Origin of the sequence: Anabaena sp. 90, assembly GCF_000312705.1 — a bacterium.
GTDB lineage: Bacteria > Cyanobacteriota > Cyanobacteriia > Cyanobacteriales > Nostocaceae > Dolichospermum > Dolichospermum lemmermannii.
In genome coordinates, this window is the sequence record NC_019427.1 from 3353029 (window position 1) to 3375601 (window position 22573).

Sequence of the window (22573 nt, forward strand, 5' to 3'; positions counted from 1 at the left end):
ATATTGTAGTAGGGGTTTAGCAATGCTAAACCCCTACGTTTTCGCTATAATTGGATTATAGATAGCGTTTTCTGTAATTATGAATTTTACTTGGTTAGATAGTAATAGTTGGTTGATTGAAATTGGTGAACAGCGGATACTAATTGACCCCTGGTTAATTGGTGATTTAACCTTTAATAATTTAGATTGGTTATTTAAAGGTTCTCGGACTCAAGATCGGTCAATACCAGATAATATAAACTTAATTTTGCTTTCTCAAGGATTAGAAGATCACGCACACCCACCCACCTTAAAACAGCTTAACAAAAATATCCCCGTTGTCGCTTCCCCCAATGCGGCTAAAGTTGTCAAACAACTGGGTTATCAACAAATCATCAGTCTCAATCATGGTGAAACCTTCACCTTAAATCATCAAATAGAAATCAAAGCTGTTCCCGGTTCTCCCATTGGACCAACCTTATTAGAAAACGGCTATCTACTCAAAGATTTAGCAAATAATTCCACATTGTATTATGAACCTCATGGTTATCATTCCCCCCAACTTGAAGAAATAGCAGCCATTGACGTAGTAATTACACCAATCATTGATTTGAGTTTACCCCTACTCGGTCCGATTATCAAAGGCATGAATAGCGCCCTAGAAGTAGCAAAATCGGTAAAACCTCGATTTATGCTCCCTACCGCCGCCGGAGGGGATATTTTGTTTGCAGGACTACTGGTAAAATTCCTGCAAGCTAAGGGAACTGTAGAAGAATTTCGCACATTACTGGAAAAAAACAATTTAACAACCCAGGTAATTGCTCCTCAACCTGGTGAAAAAGTTATGGTTTGATTGACACTCTCCGCGTCTTTAGACGCGGAGATTCTACAGAGAGTTTCAGTCTATATCCCTCAGTTATCCCAGTTTCAGGCAGGGTTCCTTAAATATTTGGGTTCTTGCCCTGATTTCGTTTGCCCCTGGCGGGCGAAATCATATCTGACAAGCGTAACCTTCCGAGAGTCTCTCGGTAGCTTTTTATGTCTTTAGTGACAATTTAATTCTATCACGAATATGGATTAAAAGAATGCAGAATTTAGAATTTAGAATTACGTTTTGCAACGGGGATTTTACCCCGACGCAAAACCCGCTGCTTGTAGAAGCAGGGGACTTTAACCCCCAAAGGTAGATGAAAATTTGAAATTATTTCAAATTTTCAAATTAACGTCAATGCAGGATAAAGGAAAGCCTCTAGCCTTCATCCCTTGTCTAAAGCCCAAATGTGGCTGACTCAGTCAGCCACATTTTCAAGGGTTTTCGGCGTTCTTCCTTATAATTTAAAACCAATAATAGTGTGAGGATGTTATAATCTGCGATTTAAAGGCTTAATGTAAATATATCTACATCAAGTTTTCTAAATATCTGTGTGATTAACTATGGCAAAAATTCGTATTTCCCTAGCCTTGAGTCTAGCTACCCTAGCCAGTGGTTTCTTGTTAGCCGCTTGTGAAAATCCTAATCCTTCATCATCTACCGGAAATAGTACCACCTCCCCAACAGCTACCACTACAACCAGTGATACTAAAGGACTGAAAATCGGGAGTTTATTACCAACAACTGGTGACTTGGCTTCTATTGGACAACAAATGGTTGGTTCAGTTCCCTTACTGGTAGACACAGTTAACGCTTGTGGGGGTGTGAATGGTGAAAAAGTCAGTTTAGTACAAGTAGACGACCAAACAGACCCTAAAGCCGGTGCTGCGGGAATGACCAAATTAGCAACTTTAGATAAAGTCGGTGGTGTAGTCGGTTCTTTTGCCAGTAGCGTTTCCACTGCGGCGGTTTCTGTGGCTGTACCCAATAAAGTCATGCTGATTTCTCCTGGTAGCACCAGTCCTGTATTTACCGACAAAGCTAAAAAAGGCGACTTTAAGGGCTTTTGGGCGCGGACTGCTCCCCCAGATACCTACCAAGCATTGGCTTTAGCCCAACTTGCTCGGAAAAAAGGTTTTAAACGAGTTTCCACAGTAGTTATTAACAATGACTATGGTGTAGGTTTTGAAAAAGCATTTGTGGAAACTTTTGAAAAATTAGGGGGAACAGTAATTAATAAAGATAAACCTATTCGCTATGATCCCAAAGCTCAAACTTTTGATACAGAAGCAACTGCGGCTTTTGCTGGCAAACCAGATGCAGTTTTAGGGGTGTTATATGCGGAAACTGGGAGTTTATTCCTCAAAGCGGCTTATCAGCAAGGTGTCACCAAAGGCGTACAAATTTTACTCACAGACGGCGTAAAATCCCCTGCTTTCCCTGATCAAGTAGGCAAAGCTAGTGATGGTAAGTATATTTTATCCGGGGCAATTGGGACAGTTCCTGGTTCTAGTGGTCCAGGTTTAGAAAACTTTAATAAACTTTGGAAGGAGAAAAAAGGCGGTTCTCCTGGAGAATATGCACCTCAATCTTGGGACGCTGCGGCTTTGTTGGTATTAGCCGCTCAAGCTGCGAAGGAAAATACCGGGGTTGCTATTGCTGGTAAAATTCGGGAAGTCTCTGCTGGTAAGGGTACACCAGTTAGTGATGTCTGTGAAGGATTGAAGCTACTTAAAGCAGGAAAACAGATTAATTATCAAGGCGCAAGCGGTGATGTAGATGTTGACGCTAATGGCGATGTCATTGGTACTTATGATGTCTGGACTGTGGGCGATGATGGTAAAATCAAGGTGATTGATAAAGTTAGTCCTAAGTAAGTAATTGAGATCCTCGAGATACACAAATAACGTAGTTTAACCTTGGTCAAACAGCGTTAATTGCTGATAATTCGCTCTCTGATTGACCTTACTCGTAAGGAGAGCTTTTAGGTTCTAGAGTCTGGGGCTTATCCTTGCCCGTTTTCGCTTCAGCTTCCATTACTATGGAGTCCCGAAACTTCTGCGTCCGTTCTAGCAAGATTACTTTTACATCGGAATGTTTCATGTATCGAGTGATTTCAACATCACTCATTCTTGCTAGAACGTTATCAGCAGCATTAGTATCTGAGTGCATTACGACCCCATCATGTCCGGTAAACTTGTCACCATTTCTACTACCCGTTAAGGTAGCAAATCTGGAGTCAAGTTGTGACGTATATGCACAATTCACACTAACAACCGTGCAACCTACACGGGTTGAAACTTGTTTGAGAGCATCCGCAACCATCCCCTTGCACCATGAAGAAACATTTCTCTTCATGCGCTTTCTCATGGGCTTTTTGCTTTTTATTGCTTCCGTCAAATCTTCAAAAGCTACCTTAATTGCATTTAACATCAAGTCATGGGTAGCTGTAAAAACGATTGTTTTAATCCTACCTTTAAAGGATGTTTCCCGATTATTCCACTTGATTTTACCAAGGTTATTCCGTTTAATTTACCTTTGGGGGTTAAAGTCCCCTGCTTCTACAAGCAGCGGGTTTTGCGTCGGGGTAAAATCCCCGTTGCAAAACGTAATTCTAAATTCTAAATTCTAAATTCTGCATTCTTTTAATTCTATCAGCTTTGGCACTGTTTCCTTTAGCGATAGATTTATGAAAAACTGACCTGATTTTGCTGCGTTTAACTTGTTTCGCTGTTCTATAATCAGTTTCTTCTGTTTGGATTTTACCAAAATTATTGCCTAAAAATCTAGCACCATCGTTAGATGATGTAGCATAAACTTCTGTATAACCTCGGTCACATCCAATTATTTTACCTTGAGTCTTTTTTTCAGCTTTTTGGATGTCAGTCGTGTAATGTATTTCCCATCTGCAATTACGCTTGATTAGCCTTAATTGACATTTTACTTCTGTCGGTAAAGTCGTTGGTAGCTTGAGGGTTTTACATGGAGTTAGTCCACCAAAACGCAACCACACTAAGCCTTTGCTATCTAATTTAGTATCAAAAGCCCTAAGAATAATTTGGTTACAAACTTTTGTGTGACCTCGATACCAAAACTTTCTAATCAATGTGCAAAGTTTGGGGTGTTCCAACCATTCACGACTTTCTAATGTAAGTTGTAAAACCCCTTTTTTAGATGGGAACGATTGGAACGATTGACCCAAATATTTCATCACCTTTTCGACACAAGCAGCCTGAACCAAGTGGATATCATCAATTACATCGTAGAGGGTTGAATCCCATAACTTAGCAGGTAATTGATACTTGTCTTTCGATGTGCGTAGCTGTTTGTCAATCTCAAATTTAGACACACCCCAGGCTTTCAACGACCCGAACTCATTCCACAAGTCAGAGCGTAGTTGTCCCAAACGCAAAGCAATTAAATCAAGTTCGTTAGATTTCCAAGTATTTAGTTTTTCAGTCCCTAAAATAGCGATTCTCGTAACGGTTAACTGATTCTTGACAATACGTTTCATATTCTAGACTTACTACATTGTTTATAAACTTGTTCTGGGGTTAAGTATTTCATCTTCCGGTTAAATACGATTAACCCCAGTATACTACGTTATTTTGAAATTAAAATGATAGACTTTTGAGATTAATAGAAGTCGGGGATTTTTGATCAAGCGATAATATCTTTTTCTGGCTTCAGAAATATCCTCAGACGTGCCGAGATTTTTTAATTTTCGCTGACAATTTTTAATTTTTAATTGTAATAGATGCGCCTAATATCTCAGATATCCAAACTTCAATATTGCGGATAGGATGGGAACGGAGGGCTGTAAAATCGGGATGGATGATTGGTTCGACTAAAATTGTAAACATTCCCAAGCGATTACCGGCTAAAACATCAGTAAACAAGCGATCGCCTACCATACCTACTTGATGTGCAGGTAAATTCATTTCTTGCAACGCCGCCCGAATTTTCCGCCGGGAGGGTTTGGCCGCACCCAAGTAATAAGGTAAATTTAGAGAACGGGCAATACCGCCAATTCGCGCTTCACTTAAATTATTACTAACTAACCATAGTGCTGTACAAATCCGAATTTCTGCCACCCATGCTTGCAATTCTGGGAAAGTAGAACTCGTTGTCATGGGTACTAAAGTTTCATCCACATCTAATACTAGCCCTTTCAGCCCATATTGTTGGATGACACCTGGTGTCAGCGTTAATACTGAACCTGATAAAATCAAGTTAGGCTCTAATAGATGGTTGCGAGTCATAATTTTTTGTGAAGGCTAGGAGGTAGGGGCGCAGGGACTAAGCCCATTCAGGAGTCAGGAGTCAGAAAGAAAAATTTGAAGTTTAGATTTATTAAGCAAACTCTAACTAAATTTAGATTTTTGAATAAGGCAAAAGGTAAAAGGCAACAGTAATTAATTAAATTACCAATCACCAATTACCAATTACCAATTACCAATTAATCAAGCTCATTAAACAGATGTTCTTCTAAGAGGGGTTGAAATTTACGAAACTCTTCGGGGGAAAGTAATTCTGGTTCACCCGTTTTAGTCATTCTCGCAAAAAAGAGCAGGGGATCAAGGGGAGTATAAATTGCATACTCCTGTTCATCATGATAAAAAGTGGCAATTTCCATTAATTGCTCTGGTTCTAAACCGTTTTCTTCATCTTCAAGTTCTAAAGTAAAGAATTTTGATTCATCTTCAGGAGGCAACTCACCTGCTACAGTTAAGGCATAAGCAGTATTCTTGAGAATCAAGTTTTGCTCAGAAAGAACCGCTTGAGCAGTGCCGAAAATTTCGTCAATGATCTCATCATCTTCCACCAAGACGGCTTCTTCTTCGTCGCCATCAACTTGCCAAGCAAAAATTTCTATTGGTGCATCTATAGGCAGAAGGAGAACATATTTTTCCCCCTCTACATCGAGCGTATGCTCAATGTAACATTCTAGTGTCCGTTTTAGCTCATCTGTTAAAATCAGAGAACTTTCGGAATCGTGATCATTGTCTTCAGGAAGTGGAGATGAATACATAGCTGAATTATGTAACTGTAACAATACTCTTATATATGGAAATCATTGAACCGCTAAATGACAGCCGATGTCAACCATAAATTGAGAGATCCAACTGACGCTCTCAGGTCTAAAGACACTGAAATCATTAAGATCAAATAAATGATCTGTAATAGTTTTTAGAATACCATTTAAAAGGGATCACTCATCGGTAAATGCTACCGATCTCTGTACCGAACTCCGTCTAGCATCTAGCCATTGTTGTAAAATCAATGCAGCAGCCTTACGATCAATTAAACCCTTATTCCTTGATGGGGAACGATTCTCAGCTATTATCAGTTGTTCCGCTTGATAAGAAGTTAATCGTTCATCCATATATTCTAAAGGAAGTTTCAGCGCATCCGCCAATCTAGCCGCAAATTTTTGGACATGACGGGCTTGAAACCCGATAGTACCATCCATTGAATAAGGTAAACCAACAACGAGAATTTGTACCTGTCGCTCATTGACTATTTGCTGAATTTTCTCCACATCTTCAACAAAAGATTTGCGCTCAATTGTGGTTATACCCGTAGCAATTAACCCAGTCCCATCACATCCAGCTAAACCGATGCGTTTACTACCAACATCCACACCCAAAGCCGAAATAAATGATTTTGATTGCTGTTGAGAGATCACGCTATTGTTGCTCCTGGGATTCATCTGCGGCTGAATCTGATGGACAGGGTATATCCATGTTAGGATTTTGATAAGTAGAAGCCACAATTTCTGACTGCATTGGTATAGCCCTTTCTGGATGCACCTGCTGAGTTTGCGGCATCCATGACATCCCCCCAGGGATAGGTTTCCGGGTTGGTTGTAGTCCTTGTAACATTTCCTGCCACTGAATCCCCTCTAAGGAGACAAATTTCGATTCTCGCAGTTTATGCCAAACTGAGCGAGACATGATCAGGGTATGTTCTTTGCGTTTAGCCCCAATCCGCTCTAAATATTCTTCTCTTTCTGGTTGATAGTCTGAAGAAGCTAATTGTAATCCTTGTTGAGGAAAATCTTGAGCAATGCGGGCTAATTGAGACAATAATTCAGGATACAACCAAGTATAAGCCGGATGAACTGTAAGAGTTGCTACATGAGGATTTTCACCTGTGCGATCAAGTTGCACCTGAAAATAACCAATGGCTGCTTTCCGCTGGGGTTCAAAGACATAACCACTCACAACTTCAGTTTTTGTCATCCACTGCTTGAGAGCATCAATAATAGCCCCAAACAAAGTCGTTTTAAAGTCGTGGGTGTGTCGATCAAATACTTGCCTTACCAAAGGTGGCATTGATGCTGTATCCAGTTGATATAGCAACGGAGCATCAGCATTACTCACCGGTAAGAGGTTGGGTAAATCTGGTTCAGTTTGAATTAATTCCGCTAATAACTGGGGACTAATTTCCCAGTATGTCATTTCTGCTAACCGTTGAAATCCATTGTGGCGATACAGTGCTAAGGCATCAACGTCATTGATATTAACTTCTAGTATCCATGTTCGCGCTTCTAAAATTGATTCAAAGCAATGGCGCAGTAGTTGTGAACCTACTCCCATTCTGTCGCCAGTGCCTGCTAACATTACCCGATTAATTCGCCAAGTGCTGCGGGTTCGGTTAAATGGTGATACTTGAATCATTCCCAGTAGTATCCGTCCCTGTTCGGCAACATAGCCCCAGAAGCGATACTGTAATGGGTTGGGAAACCAACTTAAGAATTTGAGTAACCCATACCAGCGTCGTAGCCATTGCATTTGCCGCATGGCCGCACCAGCTTCTTGGGGAGAAAGATGGGACAATGATTCTTGAGTTAAGCAATCAATTCCGTCCAAATCCCTATGTTGGACTGGTCGGATAACAACGCTGAGGTTTCGAGGGAGTAGTGAAGTCATGTTGATTCAAGCCGCCATTTAACCTTTAAAAAATAGGATTGGTGATGTGATGCTGCAATCATTTTAACGGCTTTTTTTCTCTTAGGTCTTGCTCCCAAAGAGTGATTTTTTTAAGTGACCACGTAAAAAAAATATAAAAAGCAGAAACCGTGATTATACCTTTGGGGTGAAAACCACAATACCTGCTTCTATTCTAGGATAATTCTACTCAAAATACTTTTAAATCTATAGACCTTGGCGAGAAGCGAATTTTTCAAAGTCGGCTTGGGTTTGATGAAGTAATTGTTGACGACTATCTTGAATTGTTTGTTTGCAGTTGGGAACCAAGTTGGGAACCAGATTTCGAGCTTGTAGTGCCATGTGCATTTGTAGATGAGCAACGTATTCACTTATATCTTGGTTGTCTACAGTTGCGCCCGTTAGTACATTTGATTCCATTGCCACTGGGTTCTCCTTGATAAATTTGGTGTAATTGCTTTACTAGACTAGATCAGAAGTTATCATTTTTTTTACTTAACTGCCTAATTTCGCAATGAAGTGTAATGATTGGGAAGGAGGGAACAGCCAAAAATCAAGATAAATAACCTGATTTTTTCCCAAATAGAAATTTTCTAATCCTCCCAAAGTGTATAAGTTTCGTTAAAAACCTCATCCCAACTTAAAGCAATAATATCTGGTTTTTTACCCATTTCATCTCTAGCATCCTGTTTTGCAGCCAGAAAACACTTGTTCCAAATTGATTCCAAAAAATCTCGATTGAGACTTGGCATTTCTTCTTGACTGGCAGTAATTTCTGCCCTAGCTGAACGAATAGAAATTACCCAACTAGCGCTACGTTTTTCCGGTTGACATTTCCACTTAATTATATGCAGTATCAATCGAGTTAGGCGATTAATTACTGCTCTTTTTTCTGATCTTCCCATAGACTCGGCTAAACTCTCTAAAATATCATCAACTTCTTTCATTTTCCCCTCCTCTAGCAGTTGTTTTGCTTTTACTACAGCTAAATATGGTGATTGAAAAACCAGTTCGTCATAAGGTACTGTCATAATTAATAACTCCTTGGCTTGTTTTTTCCCAAATCTTGCATAAAAGATGGTACTGTTTTAACAACTTATACAAAAAATATCCTTTTGTGATTAGATACAATCAGCAAAGACCTCCACTCTAAGAGTATTGTAGGTTTACAAATCAGTCAATAATCTTGGTTTACATGAAATCACCATAAACACATCATATTATTAATTTTATATGCCTATACTTGACGATTAACGATAGACTGTTGATTATGGATAAGTAAATCAAAACTCAACACACAAAATGATTTTAGAACTCTCTCCACAAATTCATTACTTGGTGGGAATGTCTCAACCAGAAACCCATTTATTTGAGGTGACTTTACACATTGTTAACTATCCGTCAGCAGTTCTCGATTTAAAAATGCCAGTGTGGACTCCTGGTTCATATTTGGTGCGGGAATATGGCAGACATTTACAGGATTTTGCGGCTTTTGCGAATAATCAACCCTTATCTTGGCATAAAGTTAGTAAAAATCATTGGCAAGTAGAAAAAGGCAATACTTCAGAAGTAACTATTCATTACCGTGTATTTGCTAATGAATTAACAGTAAGAACAAATCATTTAGATGCTACTCATGGTTACTTTAATGGGGCAGCTTTGTTTTTTAGAATCCCTGGTTGGGAAAATTTTCCCATGCAGATAAGGGTAATTCCTGCTAACCCTCAATGGCAAGTAACTACTAGTTTACCAACATTTGCAGAAACAGTAAATACTTTTTTAGCGGCAGATTTTGATACTTTAGTTGATAGTCCTTTTGAAGTTGGTTGTCATCAATTATATAATTTTGAAGTTTTGGGTAAACCCCATGAATTAGCAGTTTGGGGAAAAGGAAATTTTCAACCAGAACAAATGATTGCTGATTGCCAAAAAATTATTGAGGTAGAATCACAAATGTTTGGTGGTTTACCTTATGACAGATATGTATTTTTTCTGCATTTGCTTCAGCAGGGTTTTGGTGGTTTAGAACATAAAAATTCTTGTTCTTTAATTTATCAAAAGTTTGGATTTCGGACTGTGGATAAATATGAGCCATTTTTGCAATTGGTAGCCCATGAATTCTTTCATTTATGGAATGTTAAAAGAATTCGTCCTTTGGGGTTAGAAGTGTTTGATTATGATCAGGAAAATTATACACCATCTTTGTGGTTTTGCGAGGGAACAACCAGTTATTATGATTTAATCATTCCTTTACGGGCAGGTATTTATAAAACCAAGGCATATTTAAACTATTTGAGTAAGGAAATTACCAGATATTTGATGACTCCAGGACGAAAAGTTCAACCTTTGTCGGAGTCAAGTTTTGATGCTTGGATTAAACTTTATCGTCCAGATGCTAATAGTGGTAATTCTCAAATTTCCTATTATATCAAAGGGGAAATGGTGTCACTTTTATTAGATTTATTAATTCGCGTTCATCACGGGAATCAGCTTTCTTTAGATGATGTAATGCGGCAAATGTGGGAGAAGTTTGGAAAGGACGAAGTTGGTTATACTCCCGAACAATTAGAGGGTGTGATTGAGTCTGTAGCGGGTATGGATTTAGGAGATTTCTTTAAACGCTATCTTCATGGTTTGGAAGATTTACCTTTTAATCAATATTTACAACCTTTTGGTTTGCAATTAGTTGAGGAAAAGAATGAAGAACCTTATTTGGGTGTGAGGATAAATACTGAAAATGGACGGGAGATAATTAAGTTTGTGGAAGCGGGTTCACCGGCACAATTTGCGGGAATTGATGCTGGGGATGAATTGTTAGCGATTGATAGGATTAGGGTGGGAAATCAATTAAATGAACGCTTGAAGGATTACCAGGAAAATGATTCTATCCAAGTTACTGTTTTTCATCAAGATGAATTGCGGACTTATTCTGTTACTCTAGCTGCATCAATTCCTAGTAGATATCAACTTAAAGTTGTGGAAAATCCTTCTTTCACAGAAATGGAGAATTTTGCCGGGTGGTTAGGTGTACCTTTGTCGAGTATTCAGTAATATTAATTGTCTGAATCAGGATGTCTGGTTACTGAGCGAAGTCGAAGTACAGGATTTCAGGATTAACAGGATGAAATATTCCAGATTATTATGTTTGATCTAACAGAGAAGAGAGAGGTGAAGAAATTTTCTTTCTTCTTTCTTCTTTCTTTCTTTCTTTCTTTCTTCTTTCTCCTTTCTCCTGACTCCTGACTCCTGACTCCTGACTCCTGACTCCTGACTCCTGACTCCTGACTCCTGACTCCTGACTCCTGACTCCTGACTCCTGACTCCTGACTCCTATTAGTTATTTTGACTTTTTAATACTCCTAGTTCTGTTTGAATCGGTAAAATATCTAAAGTATCAGTTTGGGAACAATATTTCAGGTCTTCTAAACATTCTAAGCGTAATAATCGTTGACCATGACTAGCTTTGTGTAATAATCCTAATAGGTCATTTTGCCATTGGGAATAAAGAGCGATCGCACTAACCACTTCATCATTGCCACTGATGTCTTCTAGGGGACAATTAGTTTGTTGCCAAATACTATGAGCGATCGCCCCCGCACATACTGTATCCTCTAAAGAATAACTTCCTTCCCAGCCAGAACCAACAATCCAGACTGTTTCCGGTTGCTTTTCTAACAGAAATTTAACTACTGCTGCCCGATTAATCAAAGCTGCTGCGAGAACAATGGGGGCGTTTTGTATCCGCTGTAAAGCCCTTGTCCCATTGGTGGTACTAATAAATAACCTTTTTCCAGCAACTAATTCGGCTGTGCAATCTAAGGGTGAGTTACCCAACTCAAAACCAGCTACTTTAGCACCACCCCTTTCTCCAGCCCTAAGTCGCTTGTCTGAAGGCCATTGTTCACTCACTGTCATCAGTTGATCTAAATCGCTAAAAACCTGTACAGCTTCACCTCCAGCGGCTAATACTGTGGCCATTGTACTAGTTGCTCGCAGAACATCAACAGCGATCGCACATTCTGGAACTGTATCATTTGGGGTCAATTCGGGAGTGTGATATATAAATATCTTCACGTGCTGGCTACACCTATTTCATAAGACTGTGGTAATATTCTACCTACTTGATGTCACCAACTGATGATACTATTTTTCAATAGATAAGAGAGAAAAGGTAACAGGCAAGGGAAAACGAAGATTTTGAGTGATAATTTAGACTCCATTTCCCATTTGCTACTGATTAAAACTTGATGGTTGCACCAGCCACAGCTAAAGCAGCCCAACCCAGCATTAATGCCAATCCTCCCAATGGGGCAACTGCGCCTAAAGACTTAATACCAGTTAAACTGAGAGCATATAAGCTACCGGAAAAAATCACCACACCAATAATAAATAACCAACCACTGACTAAAAGCGTCCTTGGGGGATTTTCTGAACGACTCATGAGCATGGCGACTAACAAAAGTGCCAGAGCGTGGTACATTTGATAACGAGCGCCAGTGTCAAATATTTCTAAAGAGCGCTCGCTAATTTTTTCCCGCAAAGCATGAGCGCCAAAAGCACCACCAGCAACAGACAAACCGCCAAAAATGGCGGCTATAGTTAAAAAAAATTGTGTCATCTGACCTATTAAACATCAAAATGATATGATACAGCCCCTTCTTCGGTTACTTGAAAATTCGCATTGAATTCTTTAGCTTTCTTATCTAAATATTGTTTAGCTTCCGCTGCTGGTAATTGAGACTGCATAGCAAAACTTAACAAAGTTACTCGTCCTTGATTTTCTAGTAACATTTGATAAAACTGCGCTTGTAATTGTTCACTGTTTTGCTGCTTTAAGGCTTTTTTCTCTTGTTGACTTTGTTTATACAATCCTAATGCTAACCAACTCCCCAATATCGCGCTAGGCACACCAAAAATTATCCCTCCCACAATCGTATCTTTACTCTCTTGAGCCGCATTGGGAGGTGAAAATACCTGTTCCCCCTCCACTGGATATACCGTTACTCCTGATTGAGCCGATTTATCTATGGCTTCTGAGACTGATATCGCCAAAAACATGAATCCGAGTGTGAGTAACCAACCAGCAGCCAGTTTTTCAGCCGTCTTCATAGTTCTACTTCAGATTTAGACATTGCTTGTAATTTTAACCTCACTTACCTCAAGCTTCCACTAAATATTGCGAATTGTTGAGGTTTTTTTTGGGGAGTTTTTTAACTTTGTTAAATATCCAATAACCCATATCTTTTTTGCAATGCTAATAACTTCATTCTTGCTTCCCCAGCATTATCAGCTAAATCAGCAAATTCCACAAACCGCCGTAATTCCTTCTTTAATAAATTCCGTTCTACTTCAATAGTTTCCCTATCCAAATCTGGCGGTAAAACAATCATATCAAAAATCGTGGCTCGTTCTTTACCAGGGTGAGGACGTAAAACCCGTCCCCGACGTTGGATAAATTGCCGGGGATTTCCCGAACTTGATAAAATTACTGCGGTTTGAATAGCGGGAATATCCACACCTTCATCTAAACACCGAATTGCGACTAAACCCTGTAATTCTCCACTTTCAAATTGACGACGTAAAATTTCTCTTTCTTCCAAAGAAGTATTTGCTGTGTAGGTACTGACTTTATAACCTAATTCTCCTCCCAAAATTTGAGCAACAGCTTTGAGTTGACGCAGAGAATAACGTTGTCCAATTTCTTGAGAACCATCACTACAATAAAACAATGTATGGGTAGTTCCTCGACGAGTTGCCATTAACTCTTGCAAGGCTGTTAATTTATTTTCTGCAGTGCCAACTAACCGCGCCCTTTGCATTAATAATGATTTGATATCTTCGTTGTTTTCAAAATCTCCCATTTCCCCCATATCTCGATCTCGATAAAGGAGAGAACGCCCAATTTTTTTGGTTAATTTTAAATAAGCGATACTCTCCGTTTCTGTCAATTCTACCAATACCGGATTATAGATATAATGAACTAATGCACCTTGAGAAATCGCATCCTGTAAACTAAATTCAGGTTGGAGAATATGACCAAAATAATCTAATAAAGATTCTGTACCATCATCATCAAAATATCTTTCTGGTGTGGCTGATAAAGCTAGACGTAAACCCACATTTCGGGGTAAACTTTCCTCTAGTTTCGGTGCGCCTAAATTATGAGCTTCATCACCAATAATCAACGTTTTCGGCGGAAAATATTTAAGTTGTGTCTGAAAACCATCACCAATTAAAGTCGAGTTAGTGGTAATTATCGTCACGAAATCTTGAGAACCAGAACACAGATTATAGATTTGTGTAGAAAGTTGACTTTGCCAACTGCGTAAATTATCAAAGGCTAAAATCGGCTGTAAGTTAAATTTCTCACATTCTCTACCCCACTGGGTAACAAGATGACGATAGGGACACACCACCAACAAGACTTGTAAACCAATTTGCTGGTACAATTCACAAGCGATCGCTAATGCAGTAATAGTTTTACCACTACCAGTAGCCATTTTTAATGTCCCCCGACCATGATTAGCAAACCAGCTAGTCACAGCTTGACGTTGATATCCCCGCAATTGCAGAGATAAAGGCATTTTCGGAAATCCCGGTAATGGTTGCTTAACTTGATAGCTGCCCTTTTTCTCCCCCGCATAAGGTAACTTGAGTTTAAAAGTAGGCAATTTCGGTACTGCATTTCGCGTTAGGTACATAAATTGGTAATTGGTAAGAATCAGTAGTTACTTGTTTTTTATTTGCAACTGACAACTGACAACTGACAACTGTACGGGCGAAGCATTTGGAGAACTATTTTTGGCAATGATCGATAATTTATCTTCCAAATGCTTCGCCCCTACCGACAACTGACAACTGTACGGGCGAAGGATTTGGAGAACTATTTTTGGCAATGACCGATAATTTATCTTCCAAATGCTTCGCCCCTACCGACAACCGAAAACTGTACGGGCGAAGCATTTGGAGAACTATTTTTGGCAATGATCGATAATTTATCTTCCAAATGCTTCGCCCCTACCGACAACTGACAACTGTACGGGCGAAGGATTTGGAGAACTATTTTTGGCAATGACCGATAATTTATCTTCCAAATGCTTCGCCCCTACTGACAACTGACAACCGACAACCTTTAGTTATAATTACGCCAAATACCCACCAAAGAACCTTGCACTTCTACTTGCATAGCCGATACTTCTATGGGATTGTAATTAGGATTTGCAGGTTTGAGAGTAACAAGATCATCATGGCGGTAAAAACGTTTTAAAGTTGTACCGTGTCCTTCCACTCTCGCAGCCACGATAGTCCCATTTTTTAATTGGTTAGGTTCAGCAACAGGACGCAAAAATACCACATCACCATCTGCAATCAAATCTTCAATCATACTATCCCCAGCGACCCTTAAAGCATAGCTTTGAGGTGGTAATGATAAATTAGCCAAATCCAAATGTTCGACGGCATCTGTGAACGGTTCAATCAAACCACCTGCGGCAATAGTTCCTAAAATTGGTACACCTTGTTTAACAGGATGAAGTATCCGCAAAGTTCTCGCCCTACCTAAATTCCAGCCAATGTAACCCTTATTGCGTAAATGTTCCAACCGACTTTGAATGGGTGCTGGAGATTTCAAATTCATCCCTTCCATCATTTGGCGAATCGAGGGAGAATGTTGATTCAACCTGATATATTCAACCAACCATTCGTATAGTTCTTTTTGAGGATCTGTGAGACGTTCCATAATTTTATCGGGAAGTAAATAATAAATGTCCCTAGAACATTGGTACTACAAAAATCTTCCCTTAACAAGCTTTTATTAAATATTTATGGTAATTGGTAACTAATAGGGAACAGGGAACAGGGAACAGATAAAAATTTAACCAATTACCCATTACCAATTACCCATTACCAATTACCAATTACCAATATTGTTATTTTGCCCCAAGAATACTTGCAAGTAAAGCTTTTTGAGCGTGGAGACGATTTTCTGCCTGGTCCCAAACCCGTGATTGTGAACCTTCAATTACTTCTTCAGTAATTTCTTCACCACGGTGGGCTGGTAAGCAGTGTAAAACAATTGCTTCTGGATCTGCAAGACTTAATAATTGTTCAGAAATTTGATAAGGTTGAAAAACAGGGAACCGGTTATTTGCCTGTGTTTCTTGTCCCATACTTGCCCAAACATCAGTGTAAAGTACAGATGCACCTTTAGCTGCTGCTTCGGGATCATGGGTTAAAAGAACTTCAGTTTTTTTATTGGCTATTTCTCGAGATTTTTCCACAATTTCTGCATCTGGGGAGTATCCTGACGGAAAAGCTATTCTGATATTCATTCCCACCAAAGCACAACCCAACATCAGGGAATTAGCGACATTATTACCATCACCGACATAGGTTAAAGTTAAACCTGCCAAAGTTCCAAACTTTTCTTGAATGGTGAGTAAATCAGCCAATATTTGACAAGGGTGTTCTAAATCTGTGAGGGCATTAATTACAGGAATTTTCGCATACTTCGCAAAAGTTTCCAACTCCTGTTGAGCAAAGGTGCGAATGGCTAAAACATCCAAATAACGATCTAACACCCTAGCAGTATCCTGGATAGGTTCTCCTCGACTTACCTGAGTGACATGAGGATGAAGATCAATTACCTGTCCCCCCAGTTGATACATTGCGACTGTAAAACTCACTCTAGTGCGTGTTGAAGCTTTGGAGAACAACAAACCCAAAACTTTATTACAATGCAACTTGAGTTTTTCCGACTTTAGTTGAGTAGCCAATTCCAGAAGTTCTTGCAGTTCCCCAGAACTCAGATCCGCTAGACTTAATAAATCTCTGCCTATTAATGCTGCCATGCTTGATTATCTATAAAGAACAAATGTTTCCGCGCCTTTGTATAACCGTGTCACCAGGAATACTCCAATTGCACTGTACCAAATATTTTTGCATCAATCTACAACCTAGCGGCTAGTTTTGCCAATTTTTGGCAATCAGAAAAATATTTTGCTTACCCTCTAGACAAATCATGTCCCCATGTTATAATATGAAATCGGTGAGGCAATCAAAAACCTTCTTACCAAAATCGCCAGCATAGCACAGTGGTAGTGCATCCGACTTGTAATCGGAAGGTCGTAGGTTCAAATCCAACTGCTGGCCCTTATCGAAACCCTTGAGAAATCAGGGGTTTTGTCGTTTCTACCCATGAATTCTATTTTATGGAATCTATATTTAGATATGCTGGAATATGCTGGAATATATAGGAACGTAAATTTAAATTAGTTCAAAATTAGTTCAAAATGGATAGCAAATGGACTATCGAGGAAGTCAACGCAAGGCTAAAAGCGGGTAAGATAGGGGTTGCAGTTTGCCAACGTGGCGACAAACTTTCCCTCCGCGCCACATTCCCGCCCAAATCAGGAACAGGCAAGCCTCACCAACAATATTTAGCTTTAGGCTGTTATGCCAACCCTGCTGGTTTGCAATTTGCAGAAGCAGAAGCCAAAAAAGTAGGGGGGCTACTGGCACAAGGAAGATTTGAATGGTCAGAATATCTTGATCAGGGGTTACAATCGGCACCGATCAGCAGTGCCAAAAATTGGATACAAAAATTTGAGGTAGATTATTACAGTCGTAGGGGTAAAAGCCCCACTACGGAAACCACATGGAAATCAGACTACCTACCAGCTTGGCGACTACTAGGAGATGAACTTACGCCAGAGGCAATGTTAGCAGCCGTGGCTCAAGTACCGGCTAATACCAGAAAGAGAAAACTGGTGTGCGAAAAGTTAATAGCACTGGCAAAATTTGCAGGACAGCCCATAGACCTTAAACCCTACATCGGTAGTTATGGGATAGGGGAGACAACACCCCGCTATATCCCCAGTAGGAAAGAAATAGAAGCCAATAGAGAACTTTTAAAAAATCATTGGCAATGGGCTTATGGCATTTTGGCAACCTACGGGCTAAGACCGCACGAAGTATTTTTCTGTGAAATCTCCCCAGAACATCCATACCTGCTAAAAGTCCTACGGGGGAAAACTGGTTACAGGGAGGTTTACCCCTACCATCTGGATTGGGCAAAGAACTGGGAACTGTGGCGACAGCAAGAATTACCATGCACCGCACCCACGCTCAAAGAATATGGACAGCGAGTAACTAAAGCATTTTCTCGCGCAAACATCCCTTTCACTGCTTACTGTTTGCGCCACGCCTACTGCATTAGATTATCCACAGAATACAAAATCCCGGTGGCGATAGCGAAGCGCTGCTGCAAGCAGTTCGCCAGGGGAAACGCATCTAATTTTTTTTGACAAAATGTAACTTCTATGAATAGATAAAAAGGGCAGTATTACCATGTTAATATCAAGCCAATAAATGAGTATGAAGAAAATTTGATGGTAAATTCGTTTCTATAAGAATCAATAAAATGAGTTGAAGTGGTATTCTCAATAAAACTAAAGAGACAAAATTCACAAAATGAAGCTACCACCAAAAATCACAATAGTAGATCACTTTAAAGATTTAGAAGATAAAAGAGTTGAGAGAACAAAAAGGCATAAATTAATAGATATAGTAACCATTGCGATTTGTGCAGTGATCTGTGGAGTAGATAGTTGGGTATTGATGGAGGCTTATGGAAAAAAGAAAGAAAAATGGCTAAAACAATTTTTAGAACTTCCAAACGGGATTCCATCTCATGATACATTCGCAAGAGTATTTGCGAGAATAGATCCGCAACAATTTCAGAATTGTTTTTTGAGTTGGATAAAATCTATCAATAAAATTACAGAAGGAGAAGTCATAGCAATAGATGGGAAAACATTAAGGCATTCATATGATAAAGGAAAGGATAAAGGTGCGATTCAGATGGTAAGTGCATGGGCAACTAGTAATAAATTAGTATTAGGACAATGTAAAGTAGAAGAAAAGTCAAATGAAATAACAGCCATACCGGAATTAATTAAAGTATTAGATATAGCCGGATGTTTAGTAACGATTGATGCGATGGGGTGTCAAAAAGAGATAGTAAAATCAATTGCAGAAAAATCAGGCGAATATATTATCGCACTCAAAAAGAATCAAGGTAATTTATATAAGAATGTAGAAGAAATCTTCAAAGAAGCTATATCTAAAGGGTTTGAGGGATTCAAATATAGTGAATTTCATACAAAAGAAGACAAACATGGAAGAGAAGAGATTCGTCATTATCTCATGTTATCAGACATAGAAGAAAGAATAGATACTGATAAGAAATGGGTAAATCTTCAAAGTGTAGGAATGGTAGAATATATACGAAAAGTTAATGGAAAAACGAAGGTTGAGACAGGCTATTATATAAGTAGTTTGACAAATAATGCGAAATTACTAGGAGAATCAGTCCGCACTCATTGGGGTATAGAGAATTCATTACACTGGGTTTTAGATGTAGCTTTTAGAGAAGATGATTGTCGGATAAGAAAGGATAATGCACCACAAAACTTTGCAGTTATTCGTCATATAGCAGTTAATCTTTTAGGAAAAGAAAAAAGCCAAAAACTAGGAACTAAAAGTAAGCAGTTTTGTGCAGGATGGGATGATGAATATTTAGAGAAGATTTTAGAATGTATCTGATAAAAATCAGAAAATATAGACAAATATAAATATAACCAATTTATTTTTCTGTTGATTCTACAATAGAATCTATATTTTTGATGCCAAAAAATATAGATATTAATATATAGAACTGAACAAAATAAATCCATCATTAAAAATAAATAATTACTCTAAATTTATGAAATTTTTATAATTTTAATAAAGGAATTTATCAGATTTTGAATGAAGTTAGATATTTTCCCATATTGATGCACTAATATAGTATTTTGTCAAGATAATTTAGATGCGTTTCCCCTGCCTATACGACCGAATGAATTTCCGTCAGAAAGACAAATAGAACTACTTCAAATACAAAAAATCTCTCCTTGGGAAGGGTGTTCAGGAGCGGCGATAATCTGTGATGGCTTGGTGATTGCAGTGCAAAGACAGCATCAAGCTCCCGACCGTCCTCAATCGCTGGAAGCTTCTCCACTTTGGAAAATTTATGAGGATGATCAATGGCGTGATTTGCTTCACCAACATGGCATTAACCCAACGCCACAGATTGTTGGTAGAAAAGCGAATTGTCCCTTTGCAGATAAACGGTTGTTAATTACAGATAAAGAAGATACTGTAGAGATTGTTCATGATTTTTTGATTAGTAATTGGACAGAATTACAAACATACATAGATAAAGAAAGTGAGAAATTGCGATTGCTGAAAAAAATTGAGCAGGAAGCTTCTTACTGGGCGAAAAAGGGAAAACGGAAACACGATTTACTATTACAGGGAAGCCGTTTAAAAACTCTTGAAGATTTATTGGAGAAAGAAAACGTTACCAATGAAGATGAGGTTGCTGATTATGTCAAAGCTTGTAAGGATAGGGACGAGGAAGAACAGCTAGAAAATGAAATTATTACATCTATAGCAAATGCAAGGCGATATTTAATAGAAAATAAGAATCTGGATGCGCTAACCGAACTTATAGAAATAGGAGAACGGTTGCAAAAATTACCTAATATTAATGGAATTAGTACAAAAAAAAGATTGGAATTTCTCATAACTTTTGGTCAAATTTTTGACCAAATTGCTGAAAAGAATAGTTTTGAAGGACATACAGATTGGATATACGCCGTAAGTCTTAGTCCAGACGATCAAATTATTGCTTCTTCTAGTCGTGACAAAACTATCAAACTCTGGAGTTTTGATGGGAATTTATTGCAAAGTTTAAAAGAACATCAAAATGACGTTATAGACATTAGTTTTAGCTCTGATGGCACAATGCTTGCATCTGCAAGTTATGATAATACTATTAAAATTTGGAAAAAATCTACAGACCATAACTGTCAAACTAATTGGATATTACATCGTACACTGAAAGGTCATAGAGATCATGTTCTTGGTGTTAGCTTCAGTCCAGACAGTAAAATAATTGGTTCTGCCAGTCAAGATAAAACTGTCAGACTTTGGAACAAAGAAGGAGTTACGTTAAAGATTCTTAATGGGCATAAAAATGGTGTAAGCAATGTGGCATTTAGTCGAGATGGTAAGCTTATTGCTTCTGCTAGTAAAGATAAAACTGTTAGACTTTGGGAGATAAAAAGTTATCAACTTAAAATTGATAGACTAGAAAAATACAAACTAAGAATTTATAAGCTAAAAAGTACTTCTGAAATGTACTTTACGAAAGTTTCATCAGTAAGTTTTGGGTCTGATAACAAAACTTTGATATCAAGTAATGAGGATAAAAATATCAGCTTCTGGGATATCGAGAAAAATGTTCCATCAGTAATACGAAGTAAAGAGCATAAAGCAAAGGTTTCGTATGCTACGTTCAGCCCAGATTATGAAATAATTGCCGCATCTGGCCAAGATGGTGTAATTACTCTTTGGGACAAAGATCAAAATTTTGTTTCAACTCTTAAGGGACATAGAGATAGCGTCACGAAGGTCAGTTTTACAACTGATAGCAAAACTCTTGTTTCTGGCAGTCTTGATGGAACTATAAAAATTTGGGATTGCACTGGTAAATTTCAGGGGCATTCTAATAAAATTGTAAAGATTGACTTTAGTTCAGATGGTGAGAAAATTGCTACAGCTAGTCAAGATGACATAAAGATAGATGATAAAGATGACAAAAATGAAAAATATAGTCAAAACGTAATTGTCAAACTTTGGAAGGTTACTGGTGAACCTCTAACAATTGATGATAATGGTAGGGTTTGGGAAATTAAATTTAATCTAACCTCAACATCTCAATTTAAATTTGACATAAAATTTGATATTAAATTCAATCCAAAACAGAGAAATATAGCTGTTGCTATTAATAATGAGGTAAAAATTTATAATTTCAAGCTGATAGAGATTGACAGCTTTTCAAAATATCAAAGTCATATTCACAGTATCAGTTTTAATCCAGAAGGAACAGAGATTGCAATAGGCTATCTTGATGGACAGGTAATACTGTGGGATATTGAGAATGATAAACCTAAATATAAATATTTAGATTCAGTAAAGTATTCTACGCAAGTTAATATGGTTGCTTTCAGCCCTCAAAAAGAAGGGCAAGACAGAAAGATTGTTACAGCTGGTGCTGATGGTACTGTAAAGCTGTTATATCTTAATGATAATCGGATAATACCTATAAATTATCAGGGTGCTGTTTCTTATGTTGGTTTTAGTCCTGATGGTGGGGTTATTGCCACAGCTAGTTTAAAAAAAGATGAAGGAAATAAGTTTATCCAACAAATTGCGCTTTGGTATATTAAAGATGGCTCTCAACGAATACTTAAGAGAAATTCCCACACAACTGTAATGAGTATTGGTTTTATTGATGATGGTAAAATAGTTGCTTCAGTTAATGAGGATCAAACTATAGAAATCTGGGATATTGCTACTGGAAATTTGCTACAAACTATTCAAGGAAATGATAATTCTTTGATTGGTGCTGCTTGTATTTTTAGTTCACAGAATGATAAAAGTGCGATCGCGGTAGCCAACTCTGATGAGAAAAGAATCTGTTTATGGAGCTTAAGCTTAGAAGAATTATTAAGGAATAGTGTCAATCAGATTCAAGATTATCTTTTTTGTTACATCAAGCAATCTATTCCTGTAGTGCTTGCGTTTGCAGTATCCGCGTTGTGTCGGATTGAAGATAGCAAAGTTAATACTTTGTTAATGCTTTACTTACTGATGTTTTAAGTAA

The 22573-nt window shown here is 38.3% G+C and carries 22 protein-coding genes and 1 tRNA gene; 7 read left to right on the forward strand and 16 right to left on the reverse strand.

Annotated features, from left to right (window positions below; genetic code table 11):
* Positions 1-79: 79 nt before the first annotated feature.
* Both ANA_RS14620 and ANA_RS14625 read left to right on the forward strand, forming a co-directional pair.
* Complete coding sequence (locus ANA_RS14620) at positions 80-832, forward strand: MBL fold metallo-hydrolase (RefSeq protein ID WP_015080824.1); 753 nt, start codon at positions 80-82, stop codon at positions 830-832.
* Positions 833-1413: 581 nt separating this feature from the next.
* Positions 1414-2727, forward strand: a complete 1314-nt coding sequence (locus tag ANA_RS14625) for an ABC transporter substrate-binding protein (protein ID WP_015080825.1) — start codon at positions 1414-1416, stop codon at positions 2725-2727.
* 88 nt (positions 2728-2815) lie between these two features.
* On the opposite strand, the gene ANA_RS27120 is transcribed toward ANA_RS14625, so the two are convergent.
* The 8 genes from ANA_RS27120 to ANA_RS14665 form a co-directional block, all read right to left on the reverse strand.
* Positions 2816-3175: a hypothetical protein gene (locus ANA_RS27120; RefSeq protein ID WP_174783390.1), complete on the reverse strand. Its 360-nt coding sequence runs from the start codon at positions 3173-3175 to the stop codon at positions 2816-2818.
* Positions 3176-3464: 289 nt separating this feature from the next.
* On the reverse strand, positions 3465-4364 hold the full coding sequence (locus ANA_RS14635; protein WP_235081856.1) for a hypothetical protein: 900 nt from the start codon (positions 4362-4364) through the stop codon (positions 3465-3467).
* 223 nt (positions 4365-4587) lie between these two features.
* Positions 4588-5112, reverse strand: coding sequence for a YqeG family HAD IIIA-type phosphatase (locus tag ANA_RS14640; RefSeq protein WP_015080826.1), 525 nt, complete (start codon positions 5110-5112; stop codon positions 4588-4590).
* 197 nt (positions 5113-5309) lie between these two features.
* Positions 5310-5882 carry a DUF3727 domain-containing protein gene (locus tag ANA_RS14645; RefSeq protein WP_015080827.1) on the reverse strand — a complete coding sequence of 191 codons (573 nt, stop codon included), beginning with the start codon at positions 5880-5882 and terminating at the stop codon, positions 5310-5312.
* Positions 5883-6062: 180 nt separating this feature from the next.
* Positions 6063-6539, reverse strand: coding sequence for a Holliday junction resolvase RuvX (ruvX, locus tag ANA_RS14650; protein WP_015080828.1), 477 nt, complete (start codon positions 6537-6539; stop codon positions 6063-6065).
* A 1-nt stretch (position 6540) separates the two neighbouring features.
* Positions 6541-7785 carry a GNAT family N-acetyltransferase gene (locus ANA_RS14655; RefSeq protein ID WP_015080829.1) on the reverse strand — a complete coding sequence of 415 codons (1245 nt, stop codon included), beginning with the start codon at positions 7783-7785 and terminating at the stop codon, positions 6541-6543.
* 225 nt (positions 7786-8010) lie between these two features.
* On the reverse strand, positions 8011-8223 hold the full coding sequence (locus tag ANA_RS14660; RefSeq protein WP_041458081.1) for a hypothetical protein: 213 nt from the start codon (positions 8221-8223) through the stop codon (positions 8011-8013).
* 173 nt (positions 8224-8396) lie between these two features.
* Positions 8397-8834 (reverse strand): DUF29 domain-containing protein, encoded by a 438-nt coding sequence (locus ANA_RS14665; RefSeq protein WP_015080831.1) that lies wholly within the window; start codon positions 8832-8834, stop codon positions 8397-8399.
* Positions 8835-9105: 271 nt separating this feature from the next.
* Between ANA_RS14665 and ANA_RS14670 the strand changes: the two genes are divergently transcribed.
* Complete coding sequence (locus ANA_RS14670; protein WP_015080832.1) at positions 9106-10854, forward strand: M61 family metallopeptidase; 1749 nt, start codon at positions 9106-9108, stop codon at positions 10852-10854.
* Positions 10855-11136: 282 nt separating this feature from the next.
* Here ANA_RS14670 and ANA_RS14675 read toward each other — a convergent pair whose 3' ends face one another.
* The 8 genes from ANA_RS14675 to argF all read right to left on the reverse strand — a co-directional run bounded on the left by ANA_RS14675 (position 11137) and on the right by argF (position 16652).
* Positions 11137-11877 carry a 2-phosphosulfolactate phosphatase family protein gene (locus tag ANA_RS14675; protein ID WP_015080833.1) on the reverse strand — a complete coding sequence of 247 codons (741 nt, stop codon included), beginning with the start codon at positions 11875-11877 and terminating at the stop codon, positions 11137-11139.
* 163 nt (positions 11878-12040) lie between these two features.
* A complete protein-coding gene (locus ANA_RS14680; protein WP_015080834.1) occupies positions 12041-12421 on the reverse strand; it encodes a DUF423 domain-containing protein in 381 nt (126 codons plus the stop codon).
* 8 nt (positions 12422-12429) lie between these two features.
* Positions 12430-12912 carry a hypothetical protein gene (locus ANA_RS14685; RefSeq protein WP_015080835.1) on the reverse strand — a complete coding sequence of 161 codons (483 nt, stop codon included), beginning with the start codon at positions 12910-12912 and terminating at the stop codon, positions 12430-12432.
* Positions 12913-13022: 110 nt separating this feature from the next.
* Positions 13023-14504, reverse strand: a complete 1482-nt coding sequence (locus tag ANA_RS14690; protein ID WP_015080836.1) for a DNA phosphorothioation system restriction enzyme — start codon at positions 14502-14504, stop codon at positions 13023-13025.
* A gap of 27 nt (positions 14505-14531) precedes the next feature.
* Positions 14532-14654: a hypothetical protein gene (locus ANA_RS28260; protein ID WP_256370247.1), complete on the reverse strand. Its 123-nt coding sequence runs from the start codon at positions 14652-14654 to the stop codon at positions 14532-14534.
* Positions 14623-14766 carry a hypothetical protein gene (locus ANA_RS27760; protein ID WP_217361115.1) on the reverse strand — a complete coding sequence of 48 codons (144 nt, stop codon included), beginning with the start codon at positions 14764-14766 and terminating at the stop codon, positions 14623-14625. The genes ANA_RS28260 and ANA_RS27760 overlap by 32 nt, the downstream gene beginning before the upstream one ends.
* A gap of 169 nt (positions 14767-14935) precedes the next feature.
* A complete protein-coding gene (gene lexA / locus ANA_RS14695; RefSeq protein ID WP_015080837.1) occupies positions 14936-15541 on the reverse strand; it encodes a transcriptional repressor LexA in 606 nt (201 codons plus the stop codon).
* A 190-nt stretch (positions 15542-15731) separates the two neighbouring features.
* On the reverse strand, positions 15732-16652 hold the full coding sequence (gene argF, locus ANA_RS14700) for an ornithine carbamoyltransferase (RefSeq protein WP_015080838.1): 921 nt from the start codon (positions 16650-16652) through the stop codon (positions 15732-15734).
* A gap of 229 nt (positions 16653-16881) precedes the next feature.
* Here argF and ANA_RS14705 point away from each other — a divergent pair.
* The 4 genes from ANA_RS14705 (at position 16882) to ANA_RS14720 (ending at position 22569) form a co-directional block, all read left to right on the forward strand.
* Positions 16882-16953, forward strand: a tRNA-Thr gene (locus tag ANA_RS14705).
* 140 nt (positions 16954-17093) lie between these two features.
* Complete coding sequence (locus ANA_RS14710) at positions 17094-18107, forward strand: integrase (protein WP_200863827.1); 1014 nt, start codon at positions 17094-17096, stop codon at positions 18105-18107.
* 166 nt (positions 18108-18273) lie between these two features.
* Positions 18274-19407, forward strand: coding sequence for an ISAs1-like element ISAsp2 family transposase (locus ANA_RS14715; protein WP_015078025.1), 1134 nt, complete (start codon positions 18274-18276; stop codon positions 19405-19407).
* 390 nt (positions 19408-19797) lie between these two features.
* Positions 19798-22569, forward strand: coding sequence for a WD40 repeat domain-containing protein (locus ANA_RS14720; RefSeq protein WP_041458082.1), 2772 nt, complete (start codon positions 19798-19800; stop codon positions 22567-22569).
* Positions 22570-22573: the final 4 nt, after the last annotated feature.